This window comes from Affinundibacterium macrobrachii (assembly GCF_014652415.1).
Classification (GTDB): domain Bacteria; phylum Pseudomonadota; class Gammaproteobacteria; order Burkholderiales; family Burkholderiaceae_D; genus Undibacterium; species Undibacterium macrobrachii.
Genome location: NZ_BMYT01000009.1, coordinates 31,130 through 57,472, shown reverse-complemented (window position 1 = coordinate 57,472; position 26,343 = coordinate 31,130). Strand labels below are relative to the sequence as shown.

Sequence of the window (26,343 nt, the reverse complement as noted above, 5' to 3'; positions counted from 1 at the left end):
ATCGATTAAATAGAGGCTCAGCGGGCATCTTGTTCCACAAGTATGTCCAGCTGTATCCTGCACAGAACATGTAAATAGAGACTACTTCTTAAGAGGCTCACGGACAAGTCGAATTAGCGTTTCCCGAGGTACATCATATTTTGCAAGTTCAGCACGTAATGATTTAAATTCTCCGACTTTCATTTGCGTGCGTATCAGACCAAACCAGTTGAGCTCAGTTGTACATGCTTGTCTTACACCTTCATGGGAAACTAGTGCGGCTTTGCTACGCCGATCTCGATCAATCATCATCCCTCTAATCGCGTCAAACTCATCAAACATTGTCTGAATTTTCGATTTATTCCATCCCAAGTTCTCACCAATTCTTCTAGAGATCCCGTGATCAATTAGAAAGCTATTTTCACGTTGCAATTTACCTGCAATTTGTTCACACATGTAGCGACGATTTGCGTCATTCAGAACAGCGCCTTTGCATGCATTTACAATAGGTGAATACGCTGGCAGTGGAGAATTTGCCCAATAAAGCGTCACCAAGTTTTCTATACTTGTACGTGTTACATAATCGTATCGAGTTAATTCGTCTTCTGGCAAACTACTCAGTATGTCAAAGTGCGCATCAAAACGATTCACTTGGGAAATTCGGTACAAAGCATTCTCAATTGCACTTTGATTTTTCCCGCTTGCAGCGCCCAGTTGCTCTAAGGTTCGCATCCATGCGATTCCGTTATCGGGATCAAGGTGCGCCCATTGTGCCGCACTAATCTGCGCGCAAAAATCAATCGTCATATCAGACCAAGCATTGCAAGCATTAAATGCCATTCCATAGACGATGGGATCAGAAGAATAAATCGCCATTTTTGCTATGAAGGCAAGCTCTGAACGAACAGCATTGTTACTTAACTTGAGCATTTGAAGTTCACATTCACGACTAGATTCACAACTAGCGTGCGTGTTTAAAAAATTTTGCCTGAAATCCTCGTACTTTTTAGTCGCCAACAAGCTGAGCGCAGCAGCGCGCCGACGTGAATCACTATTGTTCGCCCACCGTTGAAGAATGAGCGTAACATCGGGATCAGCGCGCTTCAAACTCTGCTGAATTTGTCTCATTAGTTGCTCATATGAGATTCGATCATTTGAATTGCTTAGTAGCTCTTCACAAAGTTCAGAAGCGTCATTGATTTTTTTAGAGGAGGAAACGACCTCGGATGCGCCAATTAAAGGGGTACTCTTCTCGTTCTTGATCTCAGTAGGTATATCGATCTGTTGCTTACTGCCGTGCGAATTACTTGTTTTTAAGATCGCGGGTGCAGTATGGCTATTTTCAGTTTGACCATGAAAAAAAATTCCATAGAAAAGCAAGATGACTAGCAATACAAGTATTATTCTTTTGTAGTTTGATTTCAACATAACAAGTCTCAAGCGTATAAAAAAACCACGACAATATGAATTGCCGTGGTCACAGTGTACTTGAAACTACTGAATTAACTTGCTACTTTTTATACTAAGCGCTGCCAAATCGCCGTAGTCGCTGCCGCTTGATTTAGCGAATAGAAATGCAAACCCGGAGCGCCTCCAGCCAACAAGCGTTCACACATTTGCGTCACCACATCTAAACCGAAAGCTTTAATCGATGCACTGTCGTCGCCATAACTTGCCAGCTTCAGACGCACCCAACGTGGAATTTCTGCGCCACACATTTCTGAAAAACGCATGAGTTGACTACTATTGGTGATCGGCATAATACCTGCAACGATAGGCACATTCACACCGGCTTTTTGCGCATTATCAACGAACTGAAAATACGCATCTGCGTTATAAAAATACTGTGTGATCGCAGCATTCGCTCCTGCTTGCACTTTGCGCACAAAATTCTGCAAATCATCTTGTGGTGATTTTGCCTGTGGATGCATTTCTGGATACGCAGCCACTTCGATGTGGAACCAATCGCCTGTTTCGGCGCGAATAAATTCAACCAATTCATTCGCATAACGGAACTCGCCGCCCATACCGTAACCACTCGGTAAATCGCCACGAAGTGCGACTAAACGATGAATGTCTTGCTCTTGATAAGTCTTGAGAATTTGACGAATCGAGTCGCGCGTACCACCAACACATGAGAGATGTGGGGCAGCATCAAAGCCTTCTTTACGGATTTCGACAACCGTATCTAAAGTGCCTTGTTGCGTGGTGCCACCTGCACCAAAGGTGACGGAAAAATATTTAGGATTCAGCTCTGCCAGTTTGGCACGTGTCACCCGTAATTTCTCGGTTCCTTCTTCCGTCTTAGGCGGAAAGAATTCAATACTAAAATTATGTGGATTCATTTTTTTGTAGAAGTAAGGTGGAGAGCGTCCATGAGATCACGCTGTACAACAAAGCGCCAAAAACTGCCGACCAAAAACCTGCCACATGAAAACCATCAAACATGCTGGCAACCGCCCAAAACATCAGTCCATTAATCACTAGAATAAACAAACCCAAACTTAAGACAGTCACTGGCAAAGTCAGAATTAATAAGATAGGGCGGATTACGGTGTTCACAAAGCCTAAAACTACCGCGACTAATAGTGCAGTTGTGAAACTATCTATCGTAATGGAACTGAGTAAATACGGCAGGGCTAATAATGCCAACGCGTTGATTAGCCAGGTAGCGAGTAAGCGCATGGCATCTCCAAAGTTTTACAAATTTGAAAAGCTAAGATCGGCAGAAATTCAATTACTGGGATGCAGACCGCGAAGTGAAACACAGCAATATGTCGATATTGCGAGTATTCACGACAAAGGTATGCGTCCAGTAATTGGATTTATGGCGCGTCTTAGTAGCGATAGTGCTCTGGCTTATACGGGCCTTCTTTTTTCACACCGATATAATTCGCCTGTTCATCCGTCAACACGCTTAATTGCGCGTTGAGTTTTTTCAATTGCAAACGTGCGACTTTTTCGTCGAGATGTTTCGGCAAAGTATAAACACCAACTGGGTATTTATCGGTATTGCAGAACAATTCGATTTGCGCAATCGTTTGATTCGCGAATGAAGAGCTCATCACATACGATGGATGACCAGTACCACAACCTAGATTGACCAGACGTCCTTCGGCCAACAAAATAATGCGGCGACCACTTGGGAAAATCACGTGATCTACCTGTGGCTTGATGTTTTCCCATTTGTATTGCTTGAGCGCAGCAACGTCGATTTCATTATCGAAGTGACCGATGTTGCAAACAATCGCTTGATCCTTCATCTTCAACATATGTTCGTGTGAAATCACATGGTAGTTACCGGTGGTCGTCACGAAAATATCACCATGTTCACAAGCGTAATCCATAGTCACTACGCGATAGCCTTCCATCGCTGCTTGCAAGGCGCAGATAGGATCGATTTCTGTGACCCACACTTGTGCAGATAATGCACGCATCGCTTGCGCTGAACCTTTACCTACATCACCATAACCAGCGATCACAGCAACTTTACCGGCGATCATGACGTCGGTTGCGCGCTTGATGCCATCGACTAAAGATTCGCGGCAGCCATACAAGTTATCGAATTTGGATTTAGTGACAGAATCATTGACATTGATCGCTGGGAAAGCAAGCTTGCCTTCTTTGTGCATTTGGTACAAACGATGCACGCCAGTTGTCGTTTCTTCGGTCACGCCTTTGATTGCAGCTAGACGTTTGGAATACCACGTCGCATCAATCGCTAAGTGCTTTTTGATGGAATTAAACAAGCATGTTTCTTCTTCTGAACCTGGATTGTTCAAAACAGAAATATCAGATTCTGCTCGGGTACCGAGGTGTAACAACAAAGTTGCATCGCCACCGTCATCCAAAATCATGTTGGAGTAGCCGCCATCTTTCCAGTCGAAAATACGGTGTGTGAATTCCCAGTATTCATCCAAGTTCTCGCCTTTGAATGCAAACACCGGTGTACCGCCAGCAGCAATTGCCGCAGCAGCGTGATCTTGCGTTGAGTAGATATTGCACGATGCCCAGCGCACTTGCGCGCCGAGTGCGTTCAAGGTTTCGATCAGCACCGCAGTTTGAATCGTCATGTGCAATGAGCCAGTAATGCGCGCGCCTTTCAGAGGTTGGCTAGCAGCGAATTCTTCACGAATCGCCATCAAGCCCGGCATTTCTGTTTCTGCGATTTGAATTTCTTTACGACCCCAGTCAGCCAAGCTTAAATCAGCGACATAGAAATCTTGCGTTGTTGCAGTTACGGTTTGGGATGTCATGATGGTGGCGTTCTCACGCCCTCCTTTCTAAAAATGATCAAGAAAAAAGATACGTGAGCGCGGTTGCTGTGAGCTTACTGAGTATCAATATTGAATGCAGTGAACTCGTCTGATCCAAGCCTGGCAGTTTGATTTGATCGTAGATCACTTATCGAAACTTGTCGCAGCGCTCCTTGGAGGACACGAAGTATAACGCAAAATAGGCGCTTTTGTGATCACGCAAAAAAATTTATGCTCAAAATTTAAGCAGTCACTTAAGCAAAAACACATGCAAAATTTTTAATTTGGCCATTAATGCCCAGCAAAATCACATACTTTAAATAAGGACAAACCGTTCTCTTGAATCAATTTTGATCCGCCCAATTCAGGCAAATCAACGATGACTGCGCCCTCAACCACGGTCGCACCAAGACGCTCTAACAGTTTTTTACCTGCCATCATCGTGCCGCCGGTAGCGATCAAATCATCGATCAGCAAAACACGATCACCCGCTTTGCAAGCATCGGTATGTAGCTCAACGGTTGCGCTACCATACTCCAACTCGTAGCTTTCAGAAACCGTAGTAAAAGGCAACTTACCTTTTTTGCGAATCGGGACAAAGCCAATGTTTAATTCATAAGCAACCACCGAACCGAGAATAAAACCACGCGCATCCATGCCTGCAACTAAATCCAACTTGGCATCCGCGTAGCGCGCTAAAAAAATATCAATCAAAACACGAAAGATTTTTGGATCTTGCAATAAGGTGGTGATATCGCGAAACTGCACACCCGCTTGCGGCCAATCTGGCACGGTACGGATATGTTGCTTAATAAATTCGCTGGGATTAATCATCTGTTTTTCCTATTTTAATAATTTCTGTTCTGCACGGGCCACGCCTTCAGCAGTACCACGCAAGACGATAACATCGCTCGCTTGCAACACCAAATCGCTCTCAGCAGATAAGCGATTTTTACCGCGTCGCACGCCTGTTACATCAACTGCCAATTCATTCAATGATAATTCTTGAATTCGCTTACCTATCATTTTACTGCGTTCACTCAAGACCACGGTATGCAAACGTAGCTGTAAATTCTCGGCATCATCAACCACATCGCTGGCGCCATGAAAGAATCCACGTAAGGATTCATAACGCGCATCGCGTGCCATTTGAACTGTATGTACCACACGCCGTAAAGGTACACCCAACAATACCAAGGCGTGTGACGCCAACATCAAACTGCCTTCCATCAGATCAGGAACCACTTCAGTCGCACCTGCTGCGCGCAATTTCTCTAAATCGGTATCATCGTGACTACGCACCACCACCGGTAAACTTGGATTGAGCTCATGCACCAAATGTAGAATCTTCATCGCAGATGATGTGTTGGTATAAGTGATCACCAATGCGGCGGCACGATTAATCCCGGCCGCCGTCAAGCTCTCTCTGCGTCCCGCATCGCCATAGGACACGTTCGCACCCGCATTTTGCGCCTCATTAATGCGATCTGGATCTAAGTCTAAAGCGTGATAATCGATATGTTCATCGGTTAATAATTTCGCCAAATTTTGGCCACTACGACCAAAGCCAGCAATAATCACGTGCTTCTTCACTTTCATGGTACGCGCTGCGATTTGTGTCAATGCCAGGGATTGCATCATCCATTCGTTTGACGATAGCTTCAGAACGATCCAATCTGATTTCGCCAAAATAAATGGTGAGATCAACATCGACAACACCATCGACGCCAAGATCAACTGCAATAACATGGGGTCAATCAAATTCAAACCGCCAGCTTGATTTAATAAAACGAAACCAAACTCACCTGCCTGTGCTAGGCCAAGGCCGGTACGCAGAGCGACGCTAGTGGGGCATGAAAATAAGCGAGCCAGTAAAAAGATTAATCCAAATTTAAATACAACCGGCCCAATCAATAACAGCAAGATTAACCATCCATAGTCGAGCAATAGCTGCAAATTGAGTAACATGCCAACCGTAATGAAAAACAAGCCTAATAAAACATCACGGAACGATTTGATATCTTCTTCAACTTGATGCTTGTATTCGGTTTCAGAAATCAACATTCCCGCGACAAATGCACCAAGGGCCAATGACAAGCCAGCTTTTTCGGTTAGCCATGCAGCCCCCAAAGTGAACAGCAACAAGTTCAGCATGAATAATTCTTGCGAGCGACGGCGCACAACAATCGCAAACCATTCTCGCACTACTCTTTTACCAACAAAAAACAGTAGAAACAAGACCACCGTTGCCTTGCCAGCCGCAGTCAACAAACTCATGCTGAGGTTGTCCGAATCAGCAGCCAAGGCTGGTACCAAAATTAATAAAGGTACGACAGCGAGATCTTGAAATAACAGCACACTGATGATTTGCCGACCGTGCGGACTTTCTAATTCCAACTTCTCAGTCAACATTTTTGACACAATCGCCGTCGAGGACATCGATAAAGCACCACCAATAGCAAATGCTGCCTCCCAGCTAATTGCGAAATATTCTGGCAATACCATCGCAGCACCAAAGCACATCAGCATCGCCAAGCCTATCGTACTCACCACTTGTGCCATGCCAAGACCAAACACCGCTCTTCGCATAGAAATCAATTTCGGTAAAGAGAATTCAAGCCCAATCGAAAACATCAAAAACACGACACCGAACTCAGCCAGTAAATGTGTGGTTGAACTTTCTTGCGCCCAACCAAATGCATGCGGTCCAATCACAATCCCAACGGCCAAATAACCGAGCATCGGTGGCAAATTCAATAAGCGCAAAGCAACCACGCCTAACACGGCGCTGCTTAACAAAAGTAAAGTTGTATCAAGAGCATTCATGCTGCTTATTATTACCGATTATTCACACCAGACACAGCCTAGATGGAGAGAAAACGACGAAAGTACTTGAATCATCGATAGAGAAAAACGCAGTAAATAAAAAAACGCGGAACGAATTGAGCTGCCCCAAAATCGTTACCGCGTTTTTTATTTGTCTTGCTACAGCCTCAGCATGTCGCTATTGATGCTATTGATGCTATTGATGCTATTACTTTAGATGTTCATGCCACTTTCCGCACAAACCGAAGATTCACCAAAATTAAGCAAGAAAGATATCACGATAAGCTGCATAAATTGCGCCAATTAATACTGGCCCCAAAACCAACCATCCTAGCCCTAATGGAATCGACGCCAAAATAGCGAAAACAATATACAGCACAAAGAATAACAAGAATGCAGCCCAATTCTTCAAACTGACTTTCAAGCTCATTAACAAGGCATCGATCGGTGCGACGTTATGAAACACCACTAAGGCTGGCGCGAACCAAATCGCCATCGCCAATGGGATCGCAATTAACATCGCTAACACAACAAAGCCAAGTAATGCACTAAAACCCACGCCCATCAATCCCGCGCTACCAAATGCTGCACCTGTCGCAATAGCGCCACCAAACACAGCCACCGCAAAAACACCGGCGATCATCGACACCACAAAGACGCCAATCATCCAAATCAAGCCAAGCAATGCTAATGAACCAAATTTATCTTTAAACCCAGCAAACAAGAACTCAAAGGTAACGGGTTTCGACTCACGATACGCTTGGCAAGCCAACATCAAGCCGCCGAAAAAGGCAGGCATCAACAAATTAAAAATAAAGGTGCCAATACCGGGAATCACATTCAGCACAAGCATGATTACAAACAACACGACCACCATGCCTATCCACACACCGGCATTCGCCTTAAACTGATCGAAGCCATAGCCATACCAAGATGTGGCCTTGCCCGCATCAATGACATTACCTTCAGGATTGTATTTTGCTTGCGGCGGAACTTCCGACACGAGGTTACTCATGTTTGGGAAATTACTTTCTGGCTGATCAGGGTTCACATTCATATTGAGGCTTTCTAAAAAGTGTTAGAAGAAAATCGTACCAATAGTACATTCGCGCAATTTCGTAGCAGCAAAAGTATCCTTGAATAAAAATTAATTGACAAGCTTTCGTCTCATTTCTAGATCGCCAAACTTCCATTTCTCTTCATTTTCTCGATCTTTGCTACGTTTAACCAACAGATTGCAAGACACTTGTCGAAGTCCTTGATAACAAATTCACATCTGGCAGAGTTCTTGCTTAATCATATTTAGTTTATACTCCACGCATGAGCACATTAAATACCTCTTCAGAAAAAAGCCTAGCGCCTTCAAGGGACGCGAAGGCTGAACACGCCTTACAACTGGCTTGCGAAACTTTGCAAATCGAAGCGGATGCTATTTCCAGTCTCAAGCAACGCTTGAGTGGCGATGACTCTTCCGCATTTATCGATGCGATCCATTTGGTTTTACATTGCAAAGGGCGACTAGTCATCTCTGGCATTGGCAAATCTGGACACATCGCTCGCAAGATTGCCGCTACTTTTGCCTCAACCGGTACACCATCTTTTTTCTTGCATCCAGCTGAAGCTGCGCATGGCGATCTCGGCATGGTCACCTCACAAGATGTTTTCATCGCTATTTCCTACTCTGGTGAAGCAGGCGAATTGATTGCTATTTTGCCGATCTTAAAACGTCTCGGCGTCAAGTTGATTGCCTTCACTGGTAACCCGCATTCCACCCTAGCCAAACTAGCTGACTTGCATTTAAGTGTGCATGTCGATAAAGAAGCCTGCCCTCTTAATCTGGCACCAACCGCGAGCACGACGGTCACTTTAGCGCTCGGTGATGCGCTTGCTGTCGCGGTGCTTGATGCACGAGGATTCAAAGAAGAAGATTTTGCGCGTTCACATCCTGGTGGAGCACTTGGTCGACGCTTGCTCACGCATGTAAAAGACGTAATGCGAACCGGTAATGCGATTCCACAAGTCAAACCAGATACCAAACTCAGTAGTGCATTGATGGAAATTACCCAGAAAGGTATGGCGATGACGGCGATCGTCGATCAAGACCAACGGATTGTCGGCGTTTTTACCGACGGTGATTTACGTCGCTTAATGGATAAACCGCTCAATTTTTCTGAACTGATGATTGCCGATATTATGCGCAAAAATCCGCATCGCATCGGTCCTGAACAATTGGCAGTGGAAGCAGTGGAAATTATGGAGCAACATCGAATCAATCAATTATTGGTGGCAGACGCCGACGGCAAACTCGTTGGTGCATTACACATCCATGATTTGACACGAGCTAAGGTAATTTAATGAATTCACAGATCACAAATGCTTCGACCATTTCAGCATCGAGCGCGATACAACAGGCGGCACAAGTACGCCTGATGATCTTTGACGTTGACGGCATTTTGACTGATGGCAGCTTACATTTTGGCGCTGATGGCGAAATGATGAAAACCTTTAATGTTCTTGATGGTCAGGGCATCAAACTATTGCAAAATGCAGGCATCGCCACCGCAATTATCAGTGCACGACAATCAGCCATTGTCAGCAAACGTGCAAGCGATCTCGGCATCACGCATGTGATGCAAGGGATTCATAATAAAAAATCCGCATTCTTAACACTGACCAAAGAACTTCAGATACCACATCAGGAATGCGGTTTCATTGGTGATGACGTCATCGATTTGCCAATCTTATTGCGTGTTGGTTTTGCAGCGAGTGTTCCGAATGGGCATGAGGAAGTACGTCAACGTGTAGCGTACATCACGAAAGCACATGGCGGTAAAGGTGCAGCGCGCGAGATCTGCGATTTTATTTTACAAGCGCAAAATAAATACCAAGCAGCGATTGCGCCATTTTTAGATGTGAGTAACGATGACTGCTGATCGTATCCGAGTTTGGCTTGGTGTCGCCCTGCTTGGCTTAGTCATGCTCGGTAGCTTTTGGATCTATGAAGTGATGCGACGTCAAAGTGAAGATGAGGCAGCCAATGCAAAGAATCGCAGCGAACCCGATTACTATGTTGAGAATTTTAATTTTGTGCGATTGTCGCAATCAAAACAAACTAATTATCGCGTTACAGGTGAAAAACTGATTCATTATCCGCGCGAAGATGAATTCGAAATCGTACAGCCTAGAATCGTTGGTATCGATCAAGAAAAAACACCGATGACGATCCGTGCGGAACGCGCCATCGTGAAACAAAAAGTACAAGAGAAATCACAAAGTAAACCGGAAGACCAAATTCACATGCAAGGCAATGTATTAGTCGAGCGCAGCAAAAGCGATCAAGGTGATCATTTAACCATGGCGACGAATAGCCTGATTCTGTTTCCAGACAGCGAAAGAATGCGTACATCTGAGCAGATCACAATGACGACAGCGCGCGCGAATATCACAGCGAACGGAATGGAAGCGGACAATAGCACGCAAAAAATCCGCTTACTCAATAAAGTACAAATTAGTATTGCACCACCTTCGTCAAAGTAAATTGCAGTCTGGTCATGTTGAAATGTGTACATTGAGAGAAATGTGCGCCATTCAACAGAGCGCTGAGGACACGGTGACGATTAAAAATTAAGGAACATACATGAGCATGCCAAGAAATATTTCACTCAAATCGATGCCAACGATACGCGTCCTTAGTGCGCTTAGCTTGTGTGCGGCGGTTCTTCTACCACTCAGCGTACGAGCAGAAAAAGCGGATAGCCAAAAACGTACCAACATCTCTGCTGAATACACCGAGTTTGACGGTAAAACAAATACTAAAGTGTTGAAGGGCAAAGTTGAATTAACCCGTGGCACTTTATTGATCCGTGCAGAAAATGGCGTAGAAACCGAAACTGCTGACGGTGGCGGTAGCGTAACTTTATCTGGTCACGCTGGTAGTCAAGTTTTCTTTCGTCAAAAACGTGATGGCGGTGACGATTTATGGATAGAAGGCTACGCTGATCGTGTTGAGTACGATAAGAAATCAGAAGTAGTTCGTTTTATTAGCAAAGCAAAAGTTCGCTATTTAAGTCAACAAAAAGTCACGCAAGAACAAAATGGTGAATTTTTGTCTTACGACAGTGTGAACGACGTCTTCACCGCAACCAACTCAGCGAGCGGCAAACACGTTCCCGGTGGCGGTCGCGTAACAATCACGTCTGAACCTAAAGAAAAAAAATCCGATAGCAAGCAGGACAGTAAAGAAAATAAGTGATCTTATGACTAGCACACTCGTAATCGAAGGCTTACAAAAACGCTATGGCATGCGCCAAGTTGTTCACGATGTTTCTTTGCAAGTGAAGAGCGGCGAAGTTGTTGGTTTGCTTGGGCCAAATGGCGCAGGCAAAACAACTTCGTTCTATATGATTGTTGGCTTGGTCCCTTCCGATGCTGGCAAAATTGATGTCGATGGCGTCAATATTTCTAATTTTCCGATTCATCAACGCGCACAATTAGGGTTGTCTTACCTTCCCCAGGAAGCCTCGGTATTTAGAAAACTATCGGTGGAAGATAATGTTCGCGCCGTCTTAGAATTGCAAAAAGATTCAAACGGAAAACCACTCAGCAAAGCAGAAATCGAGCAACGCTTAAATACACTACTCGAAGAACTCCAAATCGATGGCTTGCGCGAGAGTCCAGCTCGCGCCTTGTCTGGTGGCGAACGACGCCGTGTAGAGATCGCGCGTGCACTCGCAACCAATCCAAGATTTGTATTGCTAGATGAACCGTTTGCAGGCGTCGATCCAATTGCAGTCATCGAAATTCAACGTATCGTTCGCTTTCTCAAGGAACGCGATATCGGCGTGTTAATTACTGATCATAATGTACGTGAAACACTAGGCATATGCGACCATGCTTATATCATTAATCAAGGCTCAGTATTAGCCAGTGGTCGCCCTGACGAAATCATCACCAACGAGACCGTTAGACGTGTCTACTTGGGTGAACATTTCCGCATGTAGCTCAGACCATACGATGATGTCTAAGCCATGAAGCAAAGCCTACAACTACGCACCTCACAACATCTTGCGCTCACGCCACAGTTGCAGCAATCTATTCGCTTGCTGCAATTGTCGACGTTAGAACTGCATCAAGAGTTAGAGACCTTGCTCATCGAAAATCCGATGTTAGAAAGAGTCGACGATGCGTTGGATAATGCAGTGCGTCTGTTAGCTGACGGTTGTATCAATAACGCGAGCGTACAAAACGAGAGCGAATTCAAATCACCCGAGACCACGACAACAGATAGCGTTGAGATCAACCCAGCGAATGACACACCTGACAACCAAGTTGAAGTCGAAGCACAAAATGCTGGCGATGATTGGAGTTTTGATGAAGCTCCTATCTCTGGCCCAAAAAGCAATCAAGATGATGAGGACGGTCGGCCTCAATTAGAAGCGGCACAGACTACATTGCGCGAGTATCTATTGGAGCAAATGCGCATCTCGATTCGCGAGCCACGTGATCGTGCTCTGATTGAATTGGTCATCGACGCCATTGATGAAAATGGTTATCTGTGTGAGTCTTTAGAAGAGATTCATGCGAGTTTGCCGATTGATTTATGCGTTGAAATTGAAGAACTCCAATTCGCATTGAATATGTTGCAAAGTTTCGAGCCAGAAGGTGTTGGGGCGCGAACCACCGCGGAATGTCTAGCAATTCAAATCAAGCGTTTTCCAAAAATTCCCTTTGTCACACGACGTCTTGCGCTACAAATTGTGCAGGATTATTTACCTTTGTTTGCACAAAGAGATTTCACTAAATTACGAAAATTTTTGCAATGCGACGACGAAGATTTACGCGAAGCACAAGTCGTGATTCGCCAATGCAATCCCAAACCAGGACTGGCCTTTGCCGCAGCAAAATCAGATTATGTCGTACCTGATGTGGTAGTCAAAAAAATTGGTGACGAATGGCAAGTCATGCTTAATCGTGATGTGATGCCGCGCCTGCGCATCAATCAAATGTATGCGAATTTAATGAAACAGCAACGCGGCGATACCAATCTAAATCCGCAACTGCAAGAGGCACGTTGGTTGATCAAAAATATGCGGCAACGTTTCGATACGATTTTGCGCGTTGCACAAGCTATAGTGGAAAGACAATACAATTTTTTCACGCATGGCGCTGTTGCGATGAGACCCCTTGTTTTACGCGAAATAGCTGATACACTAGGATTACACGAGAGCACTATTTCACGTGTAACAACTCAGAAATTTATGCTGACGCCCCATGGCATGTTTGAGTTAAAGTATTTTTTCGGTAGTCACGTCGCGACAGAAACTGGGGGCGAAGCATCTTCTACTGCGATACGGGCACTGATCAAACAATTAATAGGAGAAGAAGACCAGAAGAAACCCCTTTCGGATAGCAAGATTGCCGACATATTGGGAGAACAAGGCATGGTCATCGCGCGGCGCACTGTTGCCAAATATCGCGAAGCTCTGAAAATTCCTCCAGTCAGTCTGCGAAAATCTTTATAAACCAGTTCTTGAAATACTGTTTTCTATCGTTATATATGATTTAGCTCAATACACATTTCTGCCCATGAGCGATCGTAGTAACGGCAGTATAGAAGCAAATAAAAGTAATATCACCAAAGGAGCGCAGTATGAATCTCACCATCAGTGGACACCATGTCGAAGTAACTCCTGCAATTCGTGAATATGTACAAACCAAGCTCGAACGGGTAAGACGACACTTCGATCAAGTCATTGATATTGCCGTCATTTTGACGGTCGATAAGCTCCGCGAAAAGGACAAACGTCACAAAGCCGATATTAATTTACATCTGAGTGGAAAAGACATCCACGTTGAAAGTTTGGCACATGATTTATATGCAGCCATTGATGCTTTAGTCGATAAGCTCGATCGTCAAGTGATTAAACATAAGGATAAAATTCAAGATCATCAACATGATGCGATCAAACATATTCCTGATCCGACCTCAACACAATTAGATTAAATAGCATTTTCGATTCACTTTCTGTGATGATCCTAGGGCGCTTTTCAGCGCCCTTTTATTTTGTTCTACTTTGATTTTTCAAGCCAATCGCTCTGAGTTAAAATCGAGCCCTACCCAACCCTACGACAAGCTTATGAGTTCTCACGTCTTAACCGAAATCAATAACAAGATTGGCATCATCACACTTGATCGCCCAAAAGCACTTAACTCTTTATCTCTTGAGATGGTACGCGCGATTACCACAACTTTATTCGCGTGGCGCGACAATCCAGAAGTCACCGCAGTTTTTATCCAAAGCAGTAGCGAAAAAGCTTTCTGTGCTGGTGGTGACATTCGCTTCTTCTACGATGTCGGTACGAAAACACCGATGCAGGATAGCGCCCTATTAGAAGACTTCTTCACCGAAGAATATGCACTAAATCATTTGATCCATTTTTACCCCAAACCTTACATTGCTTTACTGAACGGCGTTGTAATGGGTGGCGGCATGGGAATTGCCCAATCGGGTGTCGCGAGTCGCTTACGTATAGTCACCGAACGAACTAAGATGGCAATGCCAGAAGTGAATATCGGATTATTTCCCGATGTTGGTGGTGGCTATTTCTTGAATCAAACACCAGGTGAAATTGGACGGTATCTGGGTCTTACTGGTGAAGTGATTTTAGGTATGGATGCCATCTATGCCAATCTCGCTGATGTGTTCATACCAACTTCTGCCCTTCCCGATTTATTGCTACTGGTTGCGCAATCAAAAGTTCCAGATATTCGGATCGCTATTCGCGATTTCTCATCACAATTTTATCAAGCTTTGGATGTTCACAACTGTAAGTTGGCCCAGCAAAGAAGTGCTATCGATCACCACTTTCAAACAGCAAGCGTTGATGAAGTAATGGCATCGCTGGCAAAAGATACAAGTGACTTTGCAATCGCCACATTATCCACCATGCAAAAACGCTCACCGCTGATGATGGCAGTCACTGCTGAACAGCTTCAGCGCTGCCGAAACAAATCGGTTGCAGATTGCCTACGCATTGAACGAACGATGGTCCGACATTGCTTTAAACATGGCGAAGTATTGGAGGGCGTGCGTGCTTTGGTTGTGGACAAAGACAACACGCCCAAATGGTCACCTGCAACTATCGCGGAAGTAGATGCAGCGCTAGTCGCAAGCTTCTTTGCTGAGGTGTGGCCAGGTTATGCGCATCCTTTGGCTAACCTGCAATAAACAATGATCTAACGAGTTGATCACACGCCAGTACCAATCAATTGGTACTGGCCTTGCTGCCGACGAGGTGCTCGATTTTGATAACACTAAACGATCAAAATAAAATCTTATTTCAACAAACCAAAAACTTTACCAATAATTTTGCTGCCGGTGCCGATTGGGTCCTGACGTATCTTTTTCTCTTCTTCAGCGATCATCGTATATAAGGCATCGACCGCTTTACCAGACACGTAAGATTCGACCGTCGCTTCTTTTTCAGGTACTGCCCCCATCTTTTGTGCCTTGGCCATCACCGAATTGTATTTGCTTGCGAGTCCTACTTTATCCGTCACCCCTTTCACAGTCGGCGTAAACTTGGTCGTCAATGCTGCAGATGTTTTTTGTCTGAAAAAATCGGTGACGGAAGTTTCACCACCACTTAAAATATTTTTCGCATCGGTGACCGACATTGTTTTCACCGCATCTAATAGCAATGGCTTAGCCATCGGCACGGCGGTTTCTGCCGCACGATTCATCGCCACGACCAATTCATCGAGATGCTTACTTTGCCCGCTCAACTTAAGGATAGGTTTTGCTTTTTCTAAAATCGATGGCAATGGAATCTTTACTTTTTCATTGTTTAAGAATCCGTCGGCAACACCAAGCTTGGAAATCGCTGCATTCGCACCTTGTTCCAAAGCCGCTTTCAATCCACTATTGGCATCCTTCGTACTCAGCTGGCTCAAATCAACAGCGTAGCTGAATGCAGGAAGCATTAGTGCTGAGACTAAGACTACAGAGTGCATTGATTTCATTGTTCGCATAATATTCCTTGTGAGCTAGTAAATTAACTTCGAACTTATACTTCTTCGATCTGATACAAGCGACGATGCTCGCGAATCGCAAAGCGATCAGTCATACCCGCAATGTAATCAGCAATTCGTCGGGCACGTGCGATTTGTGTTTGTTGCGGATCATCGTGCGCGCTGACGCGATAATCTGGAGGTACTAATCCTGGCTCAGCCAACATGAGTGTGAACAATTCGCGCACTGTATTTTTCGCTTTATTGCTCATACGATTGACTAAGTAATGCCGATACAAGTTTTCATATAAAAACTGTTTGAGCACTTTCGCCTCCTGATGCATATGATCGGAAAAAGCGATCATCGCAGGCAGCGCGCGTACATCATCGATACTCTTAGGCGCATAGTCGGCAATGCGCTGCTCCGATGTTTGGATCAGATCGGTGATCAACAAATTGATCATACGACGAATGGTTTCTGAGATCGCTCTCCGTCCAGCAATGCCAGGATATGTATGATCTACCTCGCGCCGAAATCGGGCATAACAGTCGACTTCCATCAACTGTGATTCACTCAGCAAACCCGAGCGCAAACCATCATCGATGTCGTGATTGTTGTAAGCAATTTCATCGGCCAAATTGGTTAGCTGTGCTTCCAAACTTGGCTGCTTTTTCTCAATAAAGCGTAGGCCTAATTCACCAAGCGTGCGCGCGTTATTCAAAGAGCAGTGTTTGAGAATTCCTTCGCGGGCTTCGAAGCTTAAGTTCAATCCTTCAAAACTTGCATAACGCTCTTCTAATACATCAACCACGCGCAAACTTTGCATATTATGTTCGAAGCCGCCATAGTCTTTCATACACGCGTTGAGAGCATCTTGGCCGGCGTGACCAAACGGAGTGTGGCCGAGATCATGCGCAAGCGAAATTGCCTCCACCAAATCTTCGTTCAAGCGCAAATTACGCGCAATAGAGCGCGCGATTTGTGCGACTTCAATACTGTGCGTCAAGCGGGTACGGAACAAATCACCTTCATGATTAACGAAGACTTGTGTTTTATATTCGAGGCGACGAAAAGCCGTGCTGTGAATGATGCGATCTCGGTCTCTTTGAAATTCTGAACGAGAGCTTGGGGTTGGCTCCGAAAATCGCCGCCCCTTGGTTTGCGCAGATTGTGCAGCATAAGGAGCGAGTTGATTATCGGAGAACATAAAGTTACTTTCAAACAGCAAGGGATTTACTGGATGCTAGCTCTTAAAGTTGCTAACAGCAGATCTTTCGGCACCTCGGTAATAAGGCAATTGCCTAATGGCTTGAGCAAAATAAATTTAATTTGGCCGCCCTCATTTTTCTTATCGACTTCCATCAAATCAAGCCACACTTGTTCACCTAAATCTGGGGCGACGATAGGCAGTCCGGCAGCCTCAACTAATTGAGTAATGCGTGTTTTACTGACAAAATCAATATACCCAAGTCGATAAGATAAGTCTGCCGCCATCACCATACCACAGCCTACCGCTTCACCATGTAGCCAGTTACCGTAACCTAAACCTGACTCGATCGCATGGCCAAAAGTATGGCCAAAATTTAAAATCGCGCGCAAGCCACCTTCTCGTTCGTCTTGTCGCACCACATTGGCTTTGATCTCGCATGAACGCAATACCGCATAGGACAAGGCTTCTATATCTTTCGCGCGTAATTTTTCGACATTGTTTTCTATCCAAGTGAAAAAACCGGAATCGATAATTGCACCATGTTTAATCACCTCGGCCAAACCGGCAGACAGTTCGCGATCAGGTAAAGTTTTCAAGCTACTCATATCGGCAATCACCGCTTGCGGCTGATAAAACGCGCCTATCATATTTTTGCCTAAGGGGTGATTAATCCCGGTCTTGCCACCCACTGAGGAGTCAACTTGAGCTAACAGTGTGGTTGGAATTTGTATAAATGGGATGCCACGCATATAAGCTGAAGCGGCAAACCCAGTCATATCACCGATAACGCCGCCGCCCAAAGCGATCAATGTAGTCTTACGATCACACTTCTTAGCCAGCAAGCCGTCGAATACCAACATCAAGTTTTCCCAATTTTTGTATTCCTCGCCATCAGGCAAAATGATGGATTCGACCTGCTTACCGATCGCATGCAATTGCGTAGCGAGATTCTCTAGGTACAAAGGGGCAACGATCGTGTTGGTTACGATTACAACACGCTGACCTTTAATCCTGCTTTGCAACAATGCTGGATTAGACAACAAACCCTCACCAATCGTGATCGGATATGTTCGCTCACCAAGATCCACTTGTAGCGTTCGTGCTTGATGTATTTCCTGTTCCATAATGACTTTGTTTTGGGCCACAGTTGGTAACTGCTGGGTGATTTTCTGTACGGTTTGGTTCAAGATACCCGCGTCTGCGGGAAGTTTGTCCACGATTGTTTGAACCAAGGTCTGTAACTGCGGCTGACCTGTTTCGATCACGATATGCGCGACTTCACGATAGAGTGGATCTCGTTGCTGCTCAAGCTCTTCAAGCTTTTTGCGCGGATCGGGTGTGCGTAACAATGGGCGCTTCTTATCGTGTCGAGTACGATGCAAAATATTGCTGATACTCGCTTTCAAATAAACGACCGTGCCACGGGAGTGAAGCAATTCTCGACTTTGGGGATTCAACACCGCTCCTCCACCTGTGGCAAGGACGATGTCTTCCTGTTGACAAAGGTCGCGAATCACATCGGCTTCACGCTGACGAAAACTCGCTTCACCTTCAATTTCAAAAATCACTGAAATAGCGACACCAGTGCGCGCCTCTATCTCATGATCAGAATCAATAAACCGTTTGCTCAGTTTCTTGGCGAGGGCTCTGCCAACCGTAGTTTTGCCAGAGCCCATCAGGCCTACTAAAAATATATTACTTGTCACTATATTTCTTTACGTCAAATAGTAATTGGGGTTAAGGACAAACCGAACCTCCCCCATTATTAGCAACAATATTCATTATTGAAGTAGCTGAGGCCCCCTTACTATCAACGATAGTGAACGTAACTGCGCGATTTGACGGTACGCAACGGTTACCTTGAGAGCCTAAACCAATCACAAATGCTGTCCCATCTGCTGTTTGTGCGATTGATCCAGCGGGCACAGAAGATAAAACTAAGTTACTTGTAAAAGCACGATATGGTCCAGTGCCACCGTAAATAGTTAAACTGATGTCGTTTGAAAAATCCTCACCTACATCGATCGTTGCCGGAGAAATACGAAGTTGAGAACTTGCAGCAGTAGCTGTCACAGTTACTTCCACAGATTTACCCGACGAATCAAAAGCGGTAACTTTAGTTTCTCCCACATTTAGTAATTTTGCAGTAAATGCATTGCCTGTTTGCGTTACAGTTGCGATACTTGGATTATTATTTGAAACCGTGTAAGGTGAAACACCACCTGAAATATTAAAGTTCAATGTATCACCGACAGCACCAGTAGAATCACCAGGGACAATTGCAACTGGTAAAGAAGCAGCAGCTGTGACTGTCACATTAACCGTAACTGAAGCACCGAGAGAATCGCGAATAACCACTTGCGCATTACCCGAACTCTCCCCTTTAACACTAAACCCAGACTCGCTACTTGTAACTGAGGCCACAGCAACATTGCTACTTGTAACAGTGTACGGTGATGCTCCTCCACCGATACTATATGTAGATGATGCTGGTGATACGATTGTTACGGACCCTGGAGCAGTTGTAAACAGAGGAACAACCGTGCCTGTACCAACAGTGACATTAATCGTGACTGTTGCTCCAGCAGAATCAGTAACAATCACTTGACCACTACCTTTTGCAACACCATTCAAAGTCAAATTTGTACCTGATACGGTTGCCGTCACAATACTTGAATTGCTACTGCTGACTCGGTAAGGAGCTCGTCCACCACCGATTGTAAAGCTTGGAGATGTTGCTGGAGCAACTACGATGCTAGGTGATGCGGTCGTAAACAATGGCGTTGGTGTTCCATTCCCAACCGTAACACTAATTTCCAAGCTTCCATTTGTAGAATCACGGACTACGACAGTCGCTTTCCCCGTCGAAACACCTGTAATTACAAGATCGTTTCCCGTGATCTTTGCTGTTGCAACTGCAATGTTGCTGCTATCTGCAGCGTAAATGGTCGATCCACCACCGACTTTATAGGTGTTCGCTCCACCGACTTCAATTGTCACATCTTTCGCAGCAGTAGAAAAAAGCTGATCAACTGTACCAACGACTACATCAATCTTTACTTCCTTACCCAAAGTATCTTTGACTGTTACAACAGCTTTACCACCAGATTGACCAGTTATAACAAACTCACGAGATGTAGTCTGACCAACACTTGCAATTCGAGTATCACTTGTAGTAACGACATAAACTTGGCTGCCACCACCAATACGATATATAGCAGAGGTGCCGCCCACTCCAACCGAAACCGTGCTCGGAGCACTTGTATACAGATCAATTCCTGAACCTACAGTTGCTTCAATAAGTACTTTCGCACCAGCGGCATCGGTAATCGCGACCACCGCAGATCCTCCATTGCCTCCAGTGATTCGTAGCGTTTTACCACTCACCTGGACACTAACTGCACTCGAACTACTAGTCGCGATATAAGCTGGAATACCGCCGCCGATATTGTAAGTTTGTACCTCACCAGGTGAGATTGTAATTTTCTCAGCAGCGCTAGTAAAAAGCGCGACCCCACTGGTATTCCCGGCAGACCCACCACCACCGCCACAAGCAGAAAGCAGCGAAATCACAGCCATAGCAAAAAATGCGCGAATTAACTTCGTCATGTAACACCTATTAAATATAAATGAATGTAGAGACAGCCTACATTTGAATCAAAAATCTTACTAATAATCGCTTTACTGATTTGCAAATGTTCCAGTGAGTTGAACTTTTGGTGTGATAAAAATCAATAACTCAGTTTTATTATTTGTCTTACCTGTTGACTTAAATAAATTACCAAAAAGTGGCAGATCACCAAGGAAAGGTACTTTCGTCACGTCAGCACGCTCTTCCTGTGTGTAAATACCACCCAATACGACAGTACCGCCATTCTCAACCAACACATTGGTTTTGACTTGTTTTGTATTAATTACAGGACCACCACGAGTTTCTTCACCGCGACTATCTTTATGAACATCAACGGCAAGAATAATCGTACCATCTGGCGTAATTTGTGGAGTCACATCTAAGCTCAAAGTCGCTTTTCTAAAGTAAATTGCTGTCGCTCCGCTCAGAGTTGCAATCTGATAAGGAATTTCTTGCCCTTGCTCGATGTGTGCCGGTGTTTGATCGGCTGTCACTACACGTGGACTTGAAATAATTTTACCATCGCCATCTGCCTCTAAGGCAGACAACTCTAAGTTTAAGAATCGATTTGCAGCAGCTGAAAACAAACTCACCGCAAGACTACCAGCATCCAAACCACCGATGCCAGCAGCTGGCAAATTAACAAACTGTGTGTTAGGCATATAACTCTTCTCGGTAATCTTAGCTTGTCCGGTTTGCTCGCCAACCCCTAAATAATTACCGGTGATAGCAGCACGTTGATTTCCTGAAATCTGGAAGCCTGTATCTCCACCTTTGAGCCCACGTAGATCAGCAAAACCTAATTTAGCACCCAAATTGCGACTAAATTTATTATCCGCTTCAACGATCCTCGCCTCGATTACCACTTGCTTCGTTGCAATATCGGTCTTTTGAATTAACTTGCGGACTTCTTCAATTTTGGAAGCAATATCGGTAATAAATAATTGATTCGTTCTTGGTTCAGTTAGCACACTACCGCGCTTGGAAAGAATGCGATTAGTTGTGGTATCTTCTGCACCAAAAAGCTTCTTGAAAGTATCTGCCTTCTGATACTTCAACTGGAATGACTCGGTTTTCAGAGGCTCAAGCTCTGCAATAGCGGCCTTCTGTTCAAGTTCGAGTTTTTCCTTCGTTAGTAACTCATCTTTAGGTCCAATCAAAATAACATTCCCGTTCTTTCGCATATCTAAGCCCTTGATTTGCATCACAATATCAAGCGCTTGATCCCAAGGCGTGTCAATTAAACGGATCGTTATATTACCCGTCACCGAGTCACTTGCAATAATATTGACACCACCTTGCTCTGCCAAAATTTGCAGCACAGCACGGACATCAACATCTTGGAAATTCATACCAAACCGATCACCTTTGTAACCTTGGGTGCCTTGGGTCAGCTTATTCGGATCTTCTTTAATCGGCTTAACCTCAATTACCAATTGACTATCGCTTTGATAAATGCTGTGCTCCCACAAACCTTTTGGCTCGATCAACATCCTGACGTTTTCGCCTTGCCGAGTGGTTGTCACTTTCTGCACAGGAGAACCGTAGTCAGACACGTCCAAAGTCTTACGTAAAATATCAGGGATTCCGACCTTCATAAAGTCGACAACAATGGTTTGACCTTGAAGTTTTGCATCAATCGCTACTTGATTGCTTGGAAGCTCAACGACGACGCGGCCATCACCGGCGACGCCACGACGGAAATCGATATCACGCAATAATTGTTTCGTTGGTTGCGCTATTTCTTTATTGTTCACCGGCAAACCAATCGCATTAACTGGTGTCGCTAATCCACCTGAACCATCAATCGTTACAATTAGTGAACTACCTTCAATGAAAGTCGCATAGTTCAGCGAGCGGTTCAAATTAAAAACCATTCGAGAACGCTCTGGTACTTCAATCAAATTGATGCTACGAACTTCGCCCAATCCTATATCCACGGTGCTTTTACCGGTACCATTACTAGTGTTTGCGAAATCAAAGGAAATTCTAGCCGGATTAGTAATTGAAAACGCTACCGGCGGCTTAACCAAAGGCGACTTAAAATTTATCTTAACGATAATATTTGCACCTTGCTGATTGGCGGTAATAGATTCAATCGTATTAGCGGTTTGCGCTTGAGCGAGCTGACTCAAAAACATTAGTCCCAGAAAGAAATACTTCATGCTCTTGATGCTCCTATTAATTGCTTTTATCAATCTCATCATTTTTTCGCCTCTTGCAATTCTAAGCTTGCTTTTCTTTCTGTCCATTCACCGGTCGCGTCTTGCACCACTTCCACAAGATCAATCCTAGTTTCATTGATACTAATGACTTTGCCAAAATTTTGCCCGATATAGCCACCGACAACGACAGGAAATACCGCTTTTCCAATCTGAATAAGACCTTGCAAAGTCTTATGATTATCAAATGTACCAACCATTTTCATTGACTCCAAAGCATAGCCTTCAAGCGCTTCCTTTGGTCGATCAAAATCGGGTTTTAAACCATTATCATTCGCTGCTTTCATGCGCGCAAATACGACTAACAATTTACCAGAATCAAATGGATCAATTAAATCATTGCCATCATAAGATGCAGGGGTAAAAACCTTAGGCTCAGCTATCGGAGCAACTTTGACTTGGGTCTCTTTTTTAACTTGGTCCATCCATCCCTTTAATTCATCAAGGCCGTTATCACCACAGGCGCTTAACAGGAAGGGCAAGAAAAAGATAATAAACTTAGGCATTATTTTCATTTCTTCGCCTCTTTATTTTTCTTGCGTTCAGCAGCTTGCTCAGCAATCTCTTCAGGATCCAGATAACGATAAGTCTTGGCAATGCCGTCCATCACAATACCCGGCTTTTTCGCGTCTTTACTCACTTTAAAACTAAGATTATTTAAGGTAACAATACGCGGCAACTTAGCTACGTCTGCGACAAATTGCGCCATATCGTGGTAATTCGCAACCATTTGAATCTCAATCGGCAACTCCGCGTAATAATCCTTGATCGTTGCACCAGCAGGTTTGAAAATATCCATACTCAAACCACGCCCATTTGCCGCAGAGTTAATATCGGCTAAGACGGCAGCATATTCTGCTGTACTCGGCAATTGTTTCTCCATGCGCGACACGTATTGCAATACCAACTTACGTTGTTCTTTCAAGGCATCCAAACTAATCGACTGCTGAACCTTTGCCTTAAACGTATCTTTTAATTTTTGTTCTTCTTGTTGTCCAAGATCAATTTCTTCTAATTGGGTACTCCAATAAAACCACCAACCAACAAATAGAACAAAAACACACAAACCAATTGCTGACAATATGCGAGGCGCAAGTGGCCATAAACCAGGATGCAAGCCGTTGAGGTCTCGAAACTGACTAGCAAGTGACTCAAACTTTTCCTTAAAATCTGACATAGTATTCTCTTCGTTAAGGCGATTTTGCGTCTGCTGGATTTTTCTTAACTGCACCAGCTTCAGCGGCACTGGCTGCAGCTTCTAATTCACGTGGACGACGAATATCGACACTCAGATCAAACTCGATGACACGTTTTGCATCGCGTCCCTGACCAAGTCCCACCGCCTTATTCTGAATAATTTCTGGCTTGCTCATCCACGGAGAGCCACTCAACTCTGTAACGAATAGACCAACCACTGAATGTGACTGCGCATATCCCTTGATTGCAATTCTTTGGCCCTTTTGTTCGATGACCGTCAAATACAAACCTTCAGGCGCCAGCCTGACGAGCTCATTCATCATATAGACAGGTTGATTACGATCGCCTTGCAAATCTTCGACCGCTTGCTGCCTTGCCTTTAATGCGTCGATTTCTTGCTTCAAGTTGGCAACTTCTTTGATCTTTTTATCTAACTCAAGATTTTCTTGAGTGATGAAAGCATTTCGTTCCGTCTGTGCGGATAACTGTGTAGAGAAAACAAAGCCGACTAAAATAACAACTGCTGCGCCAACCAATCCGGCAAGCATCATTAAAGAATAGAACTGACTCTTTAGCTCTTTTCGACGTGCTTCGCGATGTGGAAGTAGGTTAATTCTAATCATTATCCATACCTCCGCATTGCTAAACCACAAGCAACTAAATAGGCAGGCGCATCACTTCTCAATGTTTTCTCGTTCACATTCGAACCTAACTCCATACCTTTGAATGGGCTAATGACCGAGGTCGACAACTTGGTTCGCTCAGCAACAATCTCAACTAAACCGGGCAACATCGAGCACCCACCAGCAAGGAAAATTTGATCGATGCGCGTATAGGGGGTCGAAGTGAAGAAGAATTGAATGGCGCGAGTAACTTCTAGAGCGGCATTTTCTAAAAATGGTTCCAATAACTCCATTTCATAACTATCCGGCAAATCCCCTTGGCGCTTTTTCATCTCCGCTTCATCGAATGACAATCCGTAATTGCGAACAATATCTTGCGTCAACTGATTACCACCAAATTGCTGATCTCGCTCATAGATAACCTCGCCGTTGAGCATGATCGATATATATGTCACTTTTGAACCAATTTGAAACAAGGCATAAATTTGATCTTGCCCACCATTCGGCTGCTGCTCAATCAAGCGTTCAACCGCAGCTCTAGCTGCAAAGGATTCAATATCCATTACCTTTGCCTGGAGGCCCGCAGCTTGCGCTGCAGCTACACGGTCTTCAATCTTCTCTTTGCGGGAAGCAGCAAGTAAAACATCCACATCTTCTTCTGAGTTAGCAGTCGGCCCCATCACGCAAAAATCAATACTAACTTCATCCATAGAGAATGGAATATATTGACTTGCCTCCGACTCAACTTGAAATTCAAGCGCCTGTTCAGTCAAGCTTCCAGGCAGAATCATTTTTTTTGTAATGACTGAAGCAGCAGGCATCGCTAAAGCAACATTTCTAGTACCGGTACCGCTACGCTTTAAAACGCGCAACACCGCTTCCGAAACTTGCTCTAAGTTTTCAATGTTGCCGTCGACCACCGCCCCCTTCGGCAAAGGCTCGAAAGCACAACGTTCTAATTTAAAGTCCTTTTCGCCGGCACGTGAGAGTTCTACCAGCTTAACGTCGGACGTGCTGATATCCAGTCCCACTAAGGGCGGATTCTTTTGTCCAAGCAATGACGCAAGATCGAAAGCCAAGGAAATCCCCTCAAATAAATATTTTTTTCATGCAAAATACACCAAAAATCTGCTGCTGATATTGCCTAGCAAAAACAATTTAAACCGCTCCAAATTTCATTTTTTCTTTTAAAAACCGCGATTTAGCAGACACTCATACTAGCTTACGTTAAATCCTAGCAATAAGGGGAGTGTAATGTAAAGCATTTTCCGGTAGAAGTGGCGGTTTTACGTTGTCAATTCTCCACTTGAAGCATAAAAAGCCCGAAATGCAATTTTTATAGTTGATTCAGCCCAGCTATAATGCTGACCTACCTGTTTTTTACTATG

General features: G+C 44.5%; 24 protein-coding genes and 1 riboswitch. Of the genes, 8 read left to right on the top strand and 16 right to left on the bottom strand.

The window, feature by feature from the left end:
* Window positions 1–81 precede the first annotated feature (81 nt).
* The 7 genes from IE103_RS18105 to IE103_RS18075 form a co-directional block, all read right to left on the bottom strand.
* Window positions 82–1,107 (bottom strand): hypothetical protein, encoded by a 1,026-nt coding sequence (locus tag IE103_RS18105; protein ID WP_189347817.1) that lies wholly within the window; start codon window positions 1,105–1,107, stop codon window positions 82–84.
* 389 nt (window positions 1,108–1,496) lie between these two features.
* Window positions 1,497–2,324 (bottom strand): methylenetetrahydrofolate reductase [NAD(P)H], encoded by an 828-nt coding sequence (gene metF, locus IE103_RS18100; RefSeq protein WP_189347815.1) that lies wholly within the window; start codon window positions 2,322–2,324, stop codon window positions 1,497–1,499.
* Window positions 2,311–2,664 (bottom strand): phage holin family protein, encoded by a 354-nt coding sequence (locus IE103_RS18095; protein ID WP_189347814.1) that lies wholly within the window; start codon window positions 2,662–2,664, stop codon window positions 2,311–2,313. Before IE103_RS18095 ends, metF begins: the two co-directional genes overlap by 14 nt.
* A gap of 152 nt (window positions 2,665–2,816) precedes the next feature.
* Window positions 2,817–4,235 carry an adenosylhomocysteinase gene (ahcY, locus tag IE103_RS18090; RefSeq protein WP_189347813.1) on the bottom strand — a complete coding sequence of 473 codons (1,419 nt, stop codon included), beginning with the start codon at window positions 4,233–4,235 and terminating at the stop codon, window positions 2,817–2,819.
* A 48-nt stretch (window positions 4,236–4,283) separates the two neighbouring features.
* A riboswitch (S-adenosyl-L-homocysteine riboswitch) is annotated at window positions 4,284–4,416 on the bottom strand.
* Between the two features lie 110 nt (window positions 4,417–4,526).
* Window positions 4,527–5,069 carry an adenine phosphoribosyltransferase gene (locus IE103_RS18085; RefSeq protein WP_189347812.1) on the bottom strand — a complete coding sequence of 181 codons (543 nt, stop codon included), beginning with the start codon at window positions 5,067–5,069 and terminating at the stop codon, window positions 4,527–4,529.
* Between the two features lie 9 nt (window positions 5,070–5,078).
* Entirely contained in the window at window positions 5,079–7,061 is a 1,983-nt protein-coding gene (locus IE103_RS18080; RefSeq protein WP_189347811.1) for a monovalent cation:proton antiporter family protein, read from the bottom strand.
* A 259-nt stretch (window positions 7,062–7,320) separates the two neighbouring features.
* Complete coding sequence (locus IE103_RS18075; protein ID WP_189347810.1) at window positions 7,321–8,118, bottom strand: BPSS1780 family membrane protein; 798 nt, start codon at window positions 8,116–8,118, stop codon at window positions 7,321–7,323.
* Between the two features lie 263 nt (window positions 8,119–8,381).
* Here IE103_RS18075 and IE103_RS18070 point away from each other — a divergent pair, with 263 nt between their 5' ends.
* The 8 genes from IE103_RS18070 (at window position 8,382) to IE103_RS18035 (ending at window position 15,289) form a co-directional block, all read left to right on the top strand.
* A complete protein-coding gene (locus tag IE103_RS18070; protein WP_189347809.1) occupies window positions 8,382–9,416 on the top strand; it encodes a KpsF/GutQ family sugar-phosphate isomerase in 1,035 nt (344 codons plus the stop codon).
* Complete coding sequence (locus IE103_RS18065) at window positions 9,416–9,994, top strand: KdsC family phosphatase (RefSeq protein WP_189347808.1); 579 nt, start codon at window positions 9,416–9,418, stop codon at window positions 9,992–9,994. Before IE103_RS18070 ends, IE103_RS18065 begins: the two co-directional genes overlap by 1 nt.
* On the top strand, window positions 9,984–10,598 hold the full coding sequence (lptC, locus tag IE103_RS18060; RefSeq protein WP_189347806.1) for an LPS export ABC transporter periplasmic protein LptC: 615 nt from the start codon (window positions 9,984–9,986) through the stop codon (window positions 10,596–10,598). Before IE103_RS18065 ends, lptC begins: the two co-directional genes overlap by 11 nt.
* A 100-nt stretch (window positions 10,599–10,698) precedes the next feature.
* Window positions 10,699–11,313 (top strand): lipopolysaccharide transport periplasmic protein LptA, encoded by a 615-nt coding sequence (gene lptA / locus IE103_RS18055; protein ID WP_189347804.1) that lies wholly within the window; start codon window positions 10,699–10,701, stop codon window positions 11,311–11,313.
* Window positions 11,314–11,317: 4 nt separating this feature from the next.
* Entirely contained in the window at window positions 11,318–12,061 is a 744-nt protein-coding gene (lptB, locus tag IE103_RS18050; protein ID WP_189347803.1) for an LPS export ABC transporter ATP-binding protein, read from the top strand.
* 27 nt (window positions 12,062–12,088) lie between these two features.
* Window positions 12,089–13,582 carry an RNA polymerase factor sigma-54 gene (locus tag IE103_RS18045; protein ID WP_189347801.1) on the top strand — a complete coding sequence of 498 codons (1,494 nt, stop codon included), beginning with the start codon at window positions 12,089–12,091 and terminating at the stop codon, window positions 13,580–13,582.
* Between the two features lie 128 nt (window positions 13,583–13,710).
* On the top strand, window positions 13,711–14,064 hold the full coding sequence (gene hpf / locus IE103_RS18040) for a ribosome hibernation-promoting factor, HPF/YfiA family (RefSeq protein WP_189347799.1): 354 nt from the start codon (window positions 13,711–13,713) through the stop codon (window positions 14,062–14,064).
* Between the two features lie 133 nt (window positions 14,065–14,197).
* Window positions 14,198–15,289 carry an enoyl-CoA hydratase/isomerase family protein gene (locus IE103_RS18035; RefSeq protein WP_189347797.1) on the top strand — a complete coding sequence of 364 codons (1,092 nt, stop codon included), beginning with the start codon at window positions 14,198–14,200 and terminating at the stop codon, window positions 15,287–15,289.
* 107 nt (window positions 15,290–15,396) lie between these two features.
* Here the strand turns inward: IE103_RS18035 and IE103_RS18030 are convergent, their stop codons facing one another.
* The 9 genes from IE103_RS18030 to IE103_RS17990 form a co-directional block, all read right to left on the bottom strand.
* Window positions 15,397–16,083, bottom strand: a complete 687-nt coding sequence (locus IE103_RS18030; RefSeq protein WP_189347836.1) for a DUF4197 domain-containing protein — start codon at window positions 16,081–16,083, stop codon at window positions 15,397–15,399.
* 44 nt (window positions 16,084–16,127) lie between these two features.
* Window positions 16,128–17,279, bottom strand: coding sequence for a deoxyguanosinetriphosphate triphosphohydrolase (locus tag IE103_RS18025; protein WP_189347795.1), 1,152 nt, complete (start codon window positions 17,277–17,279; stop codon window positions 16,128–16,130).
* Between the two features lie 26 nt (window positions 17,280–17,305).
* Entirely contained in the window at window positions 17,306–18,988 is a 1,683-nt protein-coding gene (gene aroKB / locus IE103_RS18020) for a bifunctional shikimate kinase/3-dehydroquinate synthase AroKB (protein WP_189347793.1), read from the bottom strand.
* A gap of 31 nt (window positions 18,989–19,019) precedes the next feature.
* On the bottom strand, window positions 19,020–20,891 hold the full coding sequence (locus tag IE103_RS18015; RefSeq protein WP_189347792.1) for a beta strand repeat-containing protein: 1,872 nt from the start codon (window positions 20,889–20,891) through the stop codon (window positions 19,020–19,022).
* 72 nt (window positions 20,892–20,963) lie between these two features.
* A complete protein-coding gene (gene pilQ, locus IE103_RS18010; protein WP_229827344.1) occupies window positions 20,964–23,078 on the bottom strand; it encodes a type IV pilus secretin PilQ in 2,115 nt (704 codons plus the stop codon).
* 38 nt (window positions 23,079–23,116) lie between these two features.
* Window positions 23,117–23,650 (bottom strand): pilus assembly protein PilP, encoded by a 534-nt coding sequence (locus tag IE103_RS18005; protein WP_189347789.1) that lies wholly within the window; start codon window positions 23,648–23,650, stop codon window positions 23,117–23,119.
* Window positions 23,647–24,312: a type IV pilus inner membrane component PilO gene (locus IE103_RS18000; protein WP_189347787.1), complete on the bottom strand. Its 666-nt coding sequence runs from the start codon at window positions 24,310–24,312 to the stop codon at window positions 23,647–23,649. The genes IE103_RS18005 and IE103_RS18000 overlap by 4 nt, the downstream gene beginning before the upstream one ends.
* Window positions 24,313–24,325: 13 nt before the next feature.
* Window positions 24,326–24,955, bottom strand: a complete 630-nt coding sequence (locus IE103_RS17995) for a PilN domain-containing protein (protein WP_189347785.1) — start codon at window positions 24,953–24,955, stop codon at window positions 24,326–24,328.
* Window positions 24,955–26,034 (bottom strand): pilus assembly protein PilM, encoded by a 1,080-nt coding sequence (locus IE103_RS17990; RefSeq protein ID WP_189347783.1) that lies wholly within the window; start codon window positions 26,032–26,034, stop codon window positions 24,955–24,957. Before IE103_RS17990 ends, IE103_RS17995 begins: the two co-directional genes overlap by 1 nt.
* Window positions 26,035–26,343: the final 309 nt, after the last annotated feature.

Bases quoted from the DNA above. Each gene is read 5' to 3' on its own strand.
- metF (WP_189347815.1), bottom strand. From the start codon at position 2,324: ATGAATCCACATAATTTTAGTATTGAATTCTTTCCGCCTAAGACGGAA.
- IE103_RS18035 (WP_189347797.1), top strand. From the start codon at position 14,198: ATGAGTTCTCACGTCTTAACCGAAATCAATAACAAGATTGGCATCATC.
- lptC (WP_189347806.1), top strand. From the start codon at position 9,984: ATGACTGCTGATCGTATCCGAGTTTGGCTTGGTGTCGCCCTGCTTGGC.
- hpf (WP_189347799.1), top strand. From the start codon at position 13,711: ATGAATCTCACCATCAGTGGACACCATGTCGAAGTAACTCCTGCAATT.
- IE103_RS18000 (WP_189347787.1), bottom strand. From the start codon at position 24,312: ATGTCAGATTTTAAGGAAAAGTTTGAGTCACTTGCTAGTCAGTTTCGA.
- IE103_RS18080 (WP_189347811.1), bottom strand. From the start codon at position 7,061: ATGAATGCTCTTGATACAACTTTACTTTTGTTAAGCAGCGCCGTGTTA.
- lptA (WP_189347804.1), top strand. From the start codon at position 10,699: ATGAGCATGCCAAGAAATATTTCACTCAAATCGATGCCAACGATACGC.
- IE103_RS18105 (WP_189347817.1), bottom strand. From the start codon at position 1,107: ATGAGACAAATTCAGCAGAGTTTGAAGCGCGCTGATCCCGATGTTACG.
- IE103_RS18025 (WP_189347795.1), bottom strand. From the start codon at position 17,279: ATGTTCTCCGATAATCAACTCGCTCCTTATGCTGCACAATCTGCGCAA.
- pilQ (WP_229827344.1), bottom strand. From the start codon at position 23,078: ATGAAGTATTTCTTTCTGGGACTAATGTTTTTGAGTCAGCTCGCTCAA.
- IE103_RS18045 (WP_189347801.1), top strand. From the start codon at position 12,089: ATGAAGCAAAGCCTACAACTACGCACCTCACAACATCTTGCGCTCACG.
- IE103_RS18030 (WP_189347836.1), bottom strand. From the start codon at position 16,083: ATGAAATCAATGCACTCTGTAGTCTTAGTCTCAGCACTAATGCTTCCT.
- lptB (WP_189347803.1), top strand. From the start codon at position 11,318: ATGACTAGCACACTCGTAATCGAAGGCTTACAAAAACGCTATGGCATG.
- IE103_RS18085 (WP_189347812.1), bottom strand. From the start codon at position 5,069: ATGATTAATCCCAGCGAATTTATTAAGCAACATATCCGTACCGTGCCA.
- ahcY (WP_189347813.1), bottom strand. From the start codon at position 4,235: ATGACATCCCAAACCGTAACTGCAACAACGCAAGATTTCTATGTCGCT.
- IE103_RS18070 (WP_189347809.1), top strand. From the start codon at position 8,382: ATGAGCACATTAAATACCTCTTCAGAAAAAAGCCTAGCGCCTTCAAGG.
- IE103_RS18075 (WP_189347810.1), bottom strand. From the start codon at position 8,118: ATGAATGTGAACCCTGATCAGCCAGAAAGTAATTTCCCAAACATGAGT.
- IE103_RS18005 (WP_189347789.1), bottom strand. From the start codon at position 23,650: ATGAAAATAATGCCTAAGTTTATTATCTTTTTCTTGCCCTTCCTGTTA.
- IE103_RS17995 (WP_189347785.1), bottom strand. From the start codon at position 24,955: ATGATTAGAATTAACCTACTTCCACATCGCGAAGCACGTCGAAAAGAG.
- IE103_RS18015 (WP_189347792.1), bottom strand. From the start codon at position 20,891: ATGACGAAGTTAATTCGCGCATTTTTTGCTATGGCTGTGATTTCGCTG.
- IE103_RS18065 (WP_189347808.1), top strand. From the start codon at position 9,416: ATGAATTCACAGATCACAAATGCTTCGACCATTTCAGCATCGAGCGCG.
- IE103_RS18095 (WP_189347814.1), bottom strand. From the start codon at position 2,664: ATGCGCTTACTCGCTACCTGGCTAATCAACGCGTTGGCATTATTAGCC.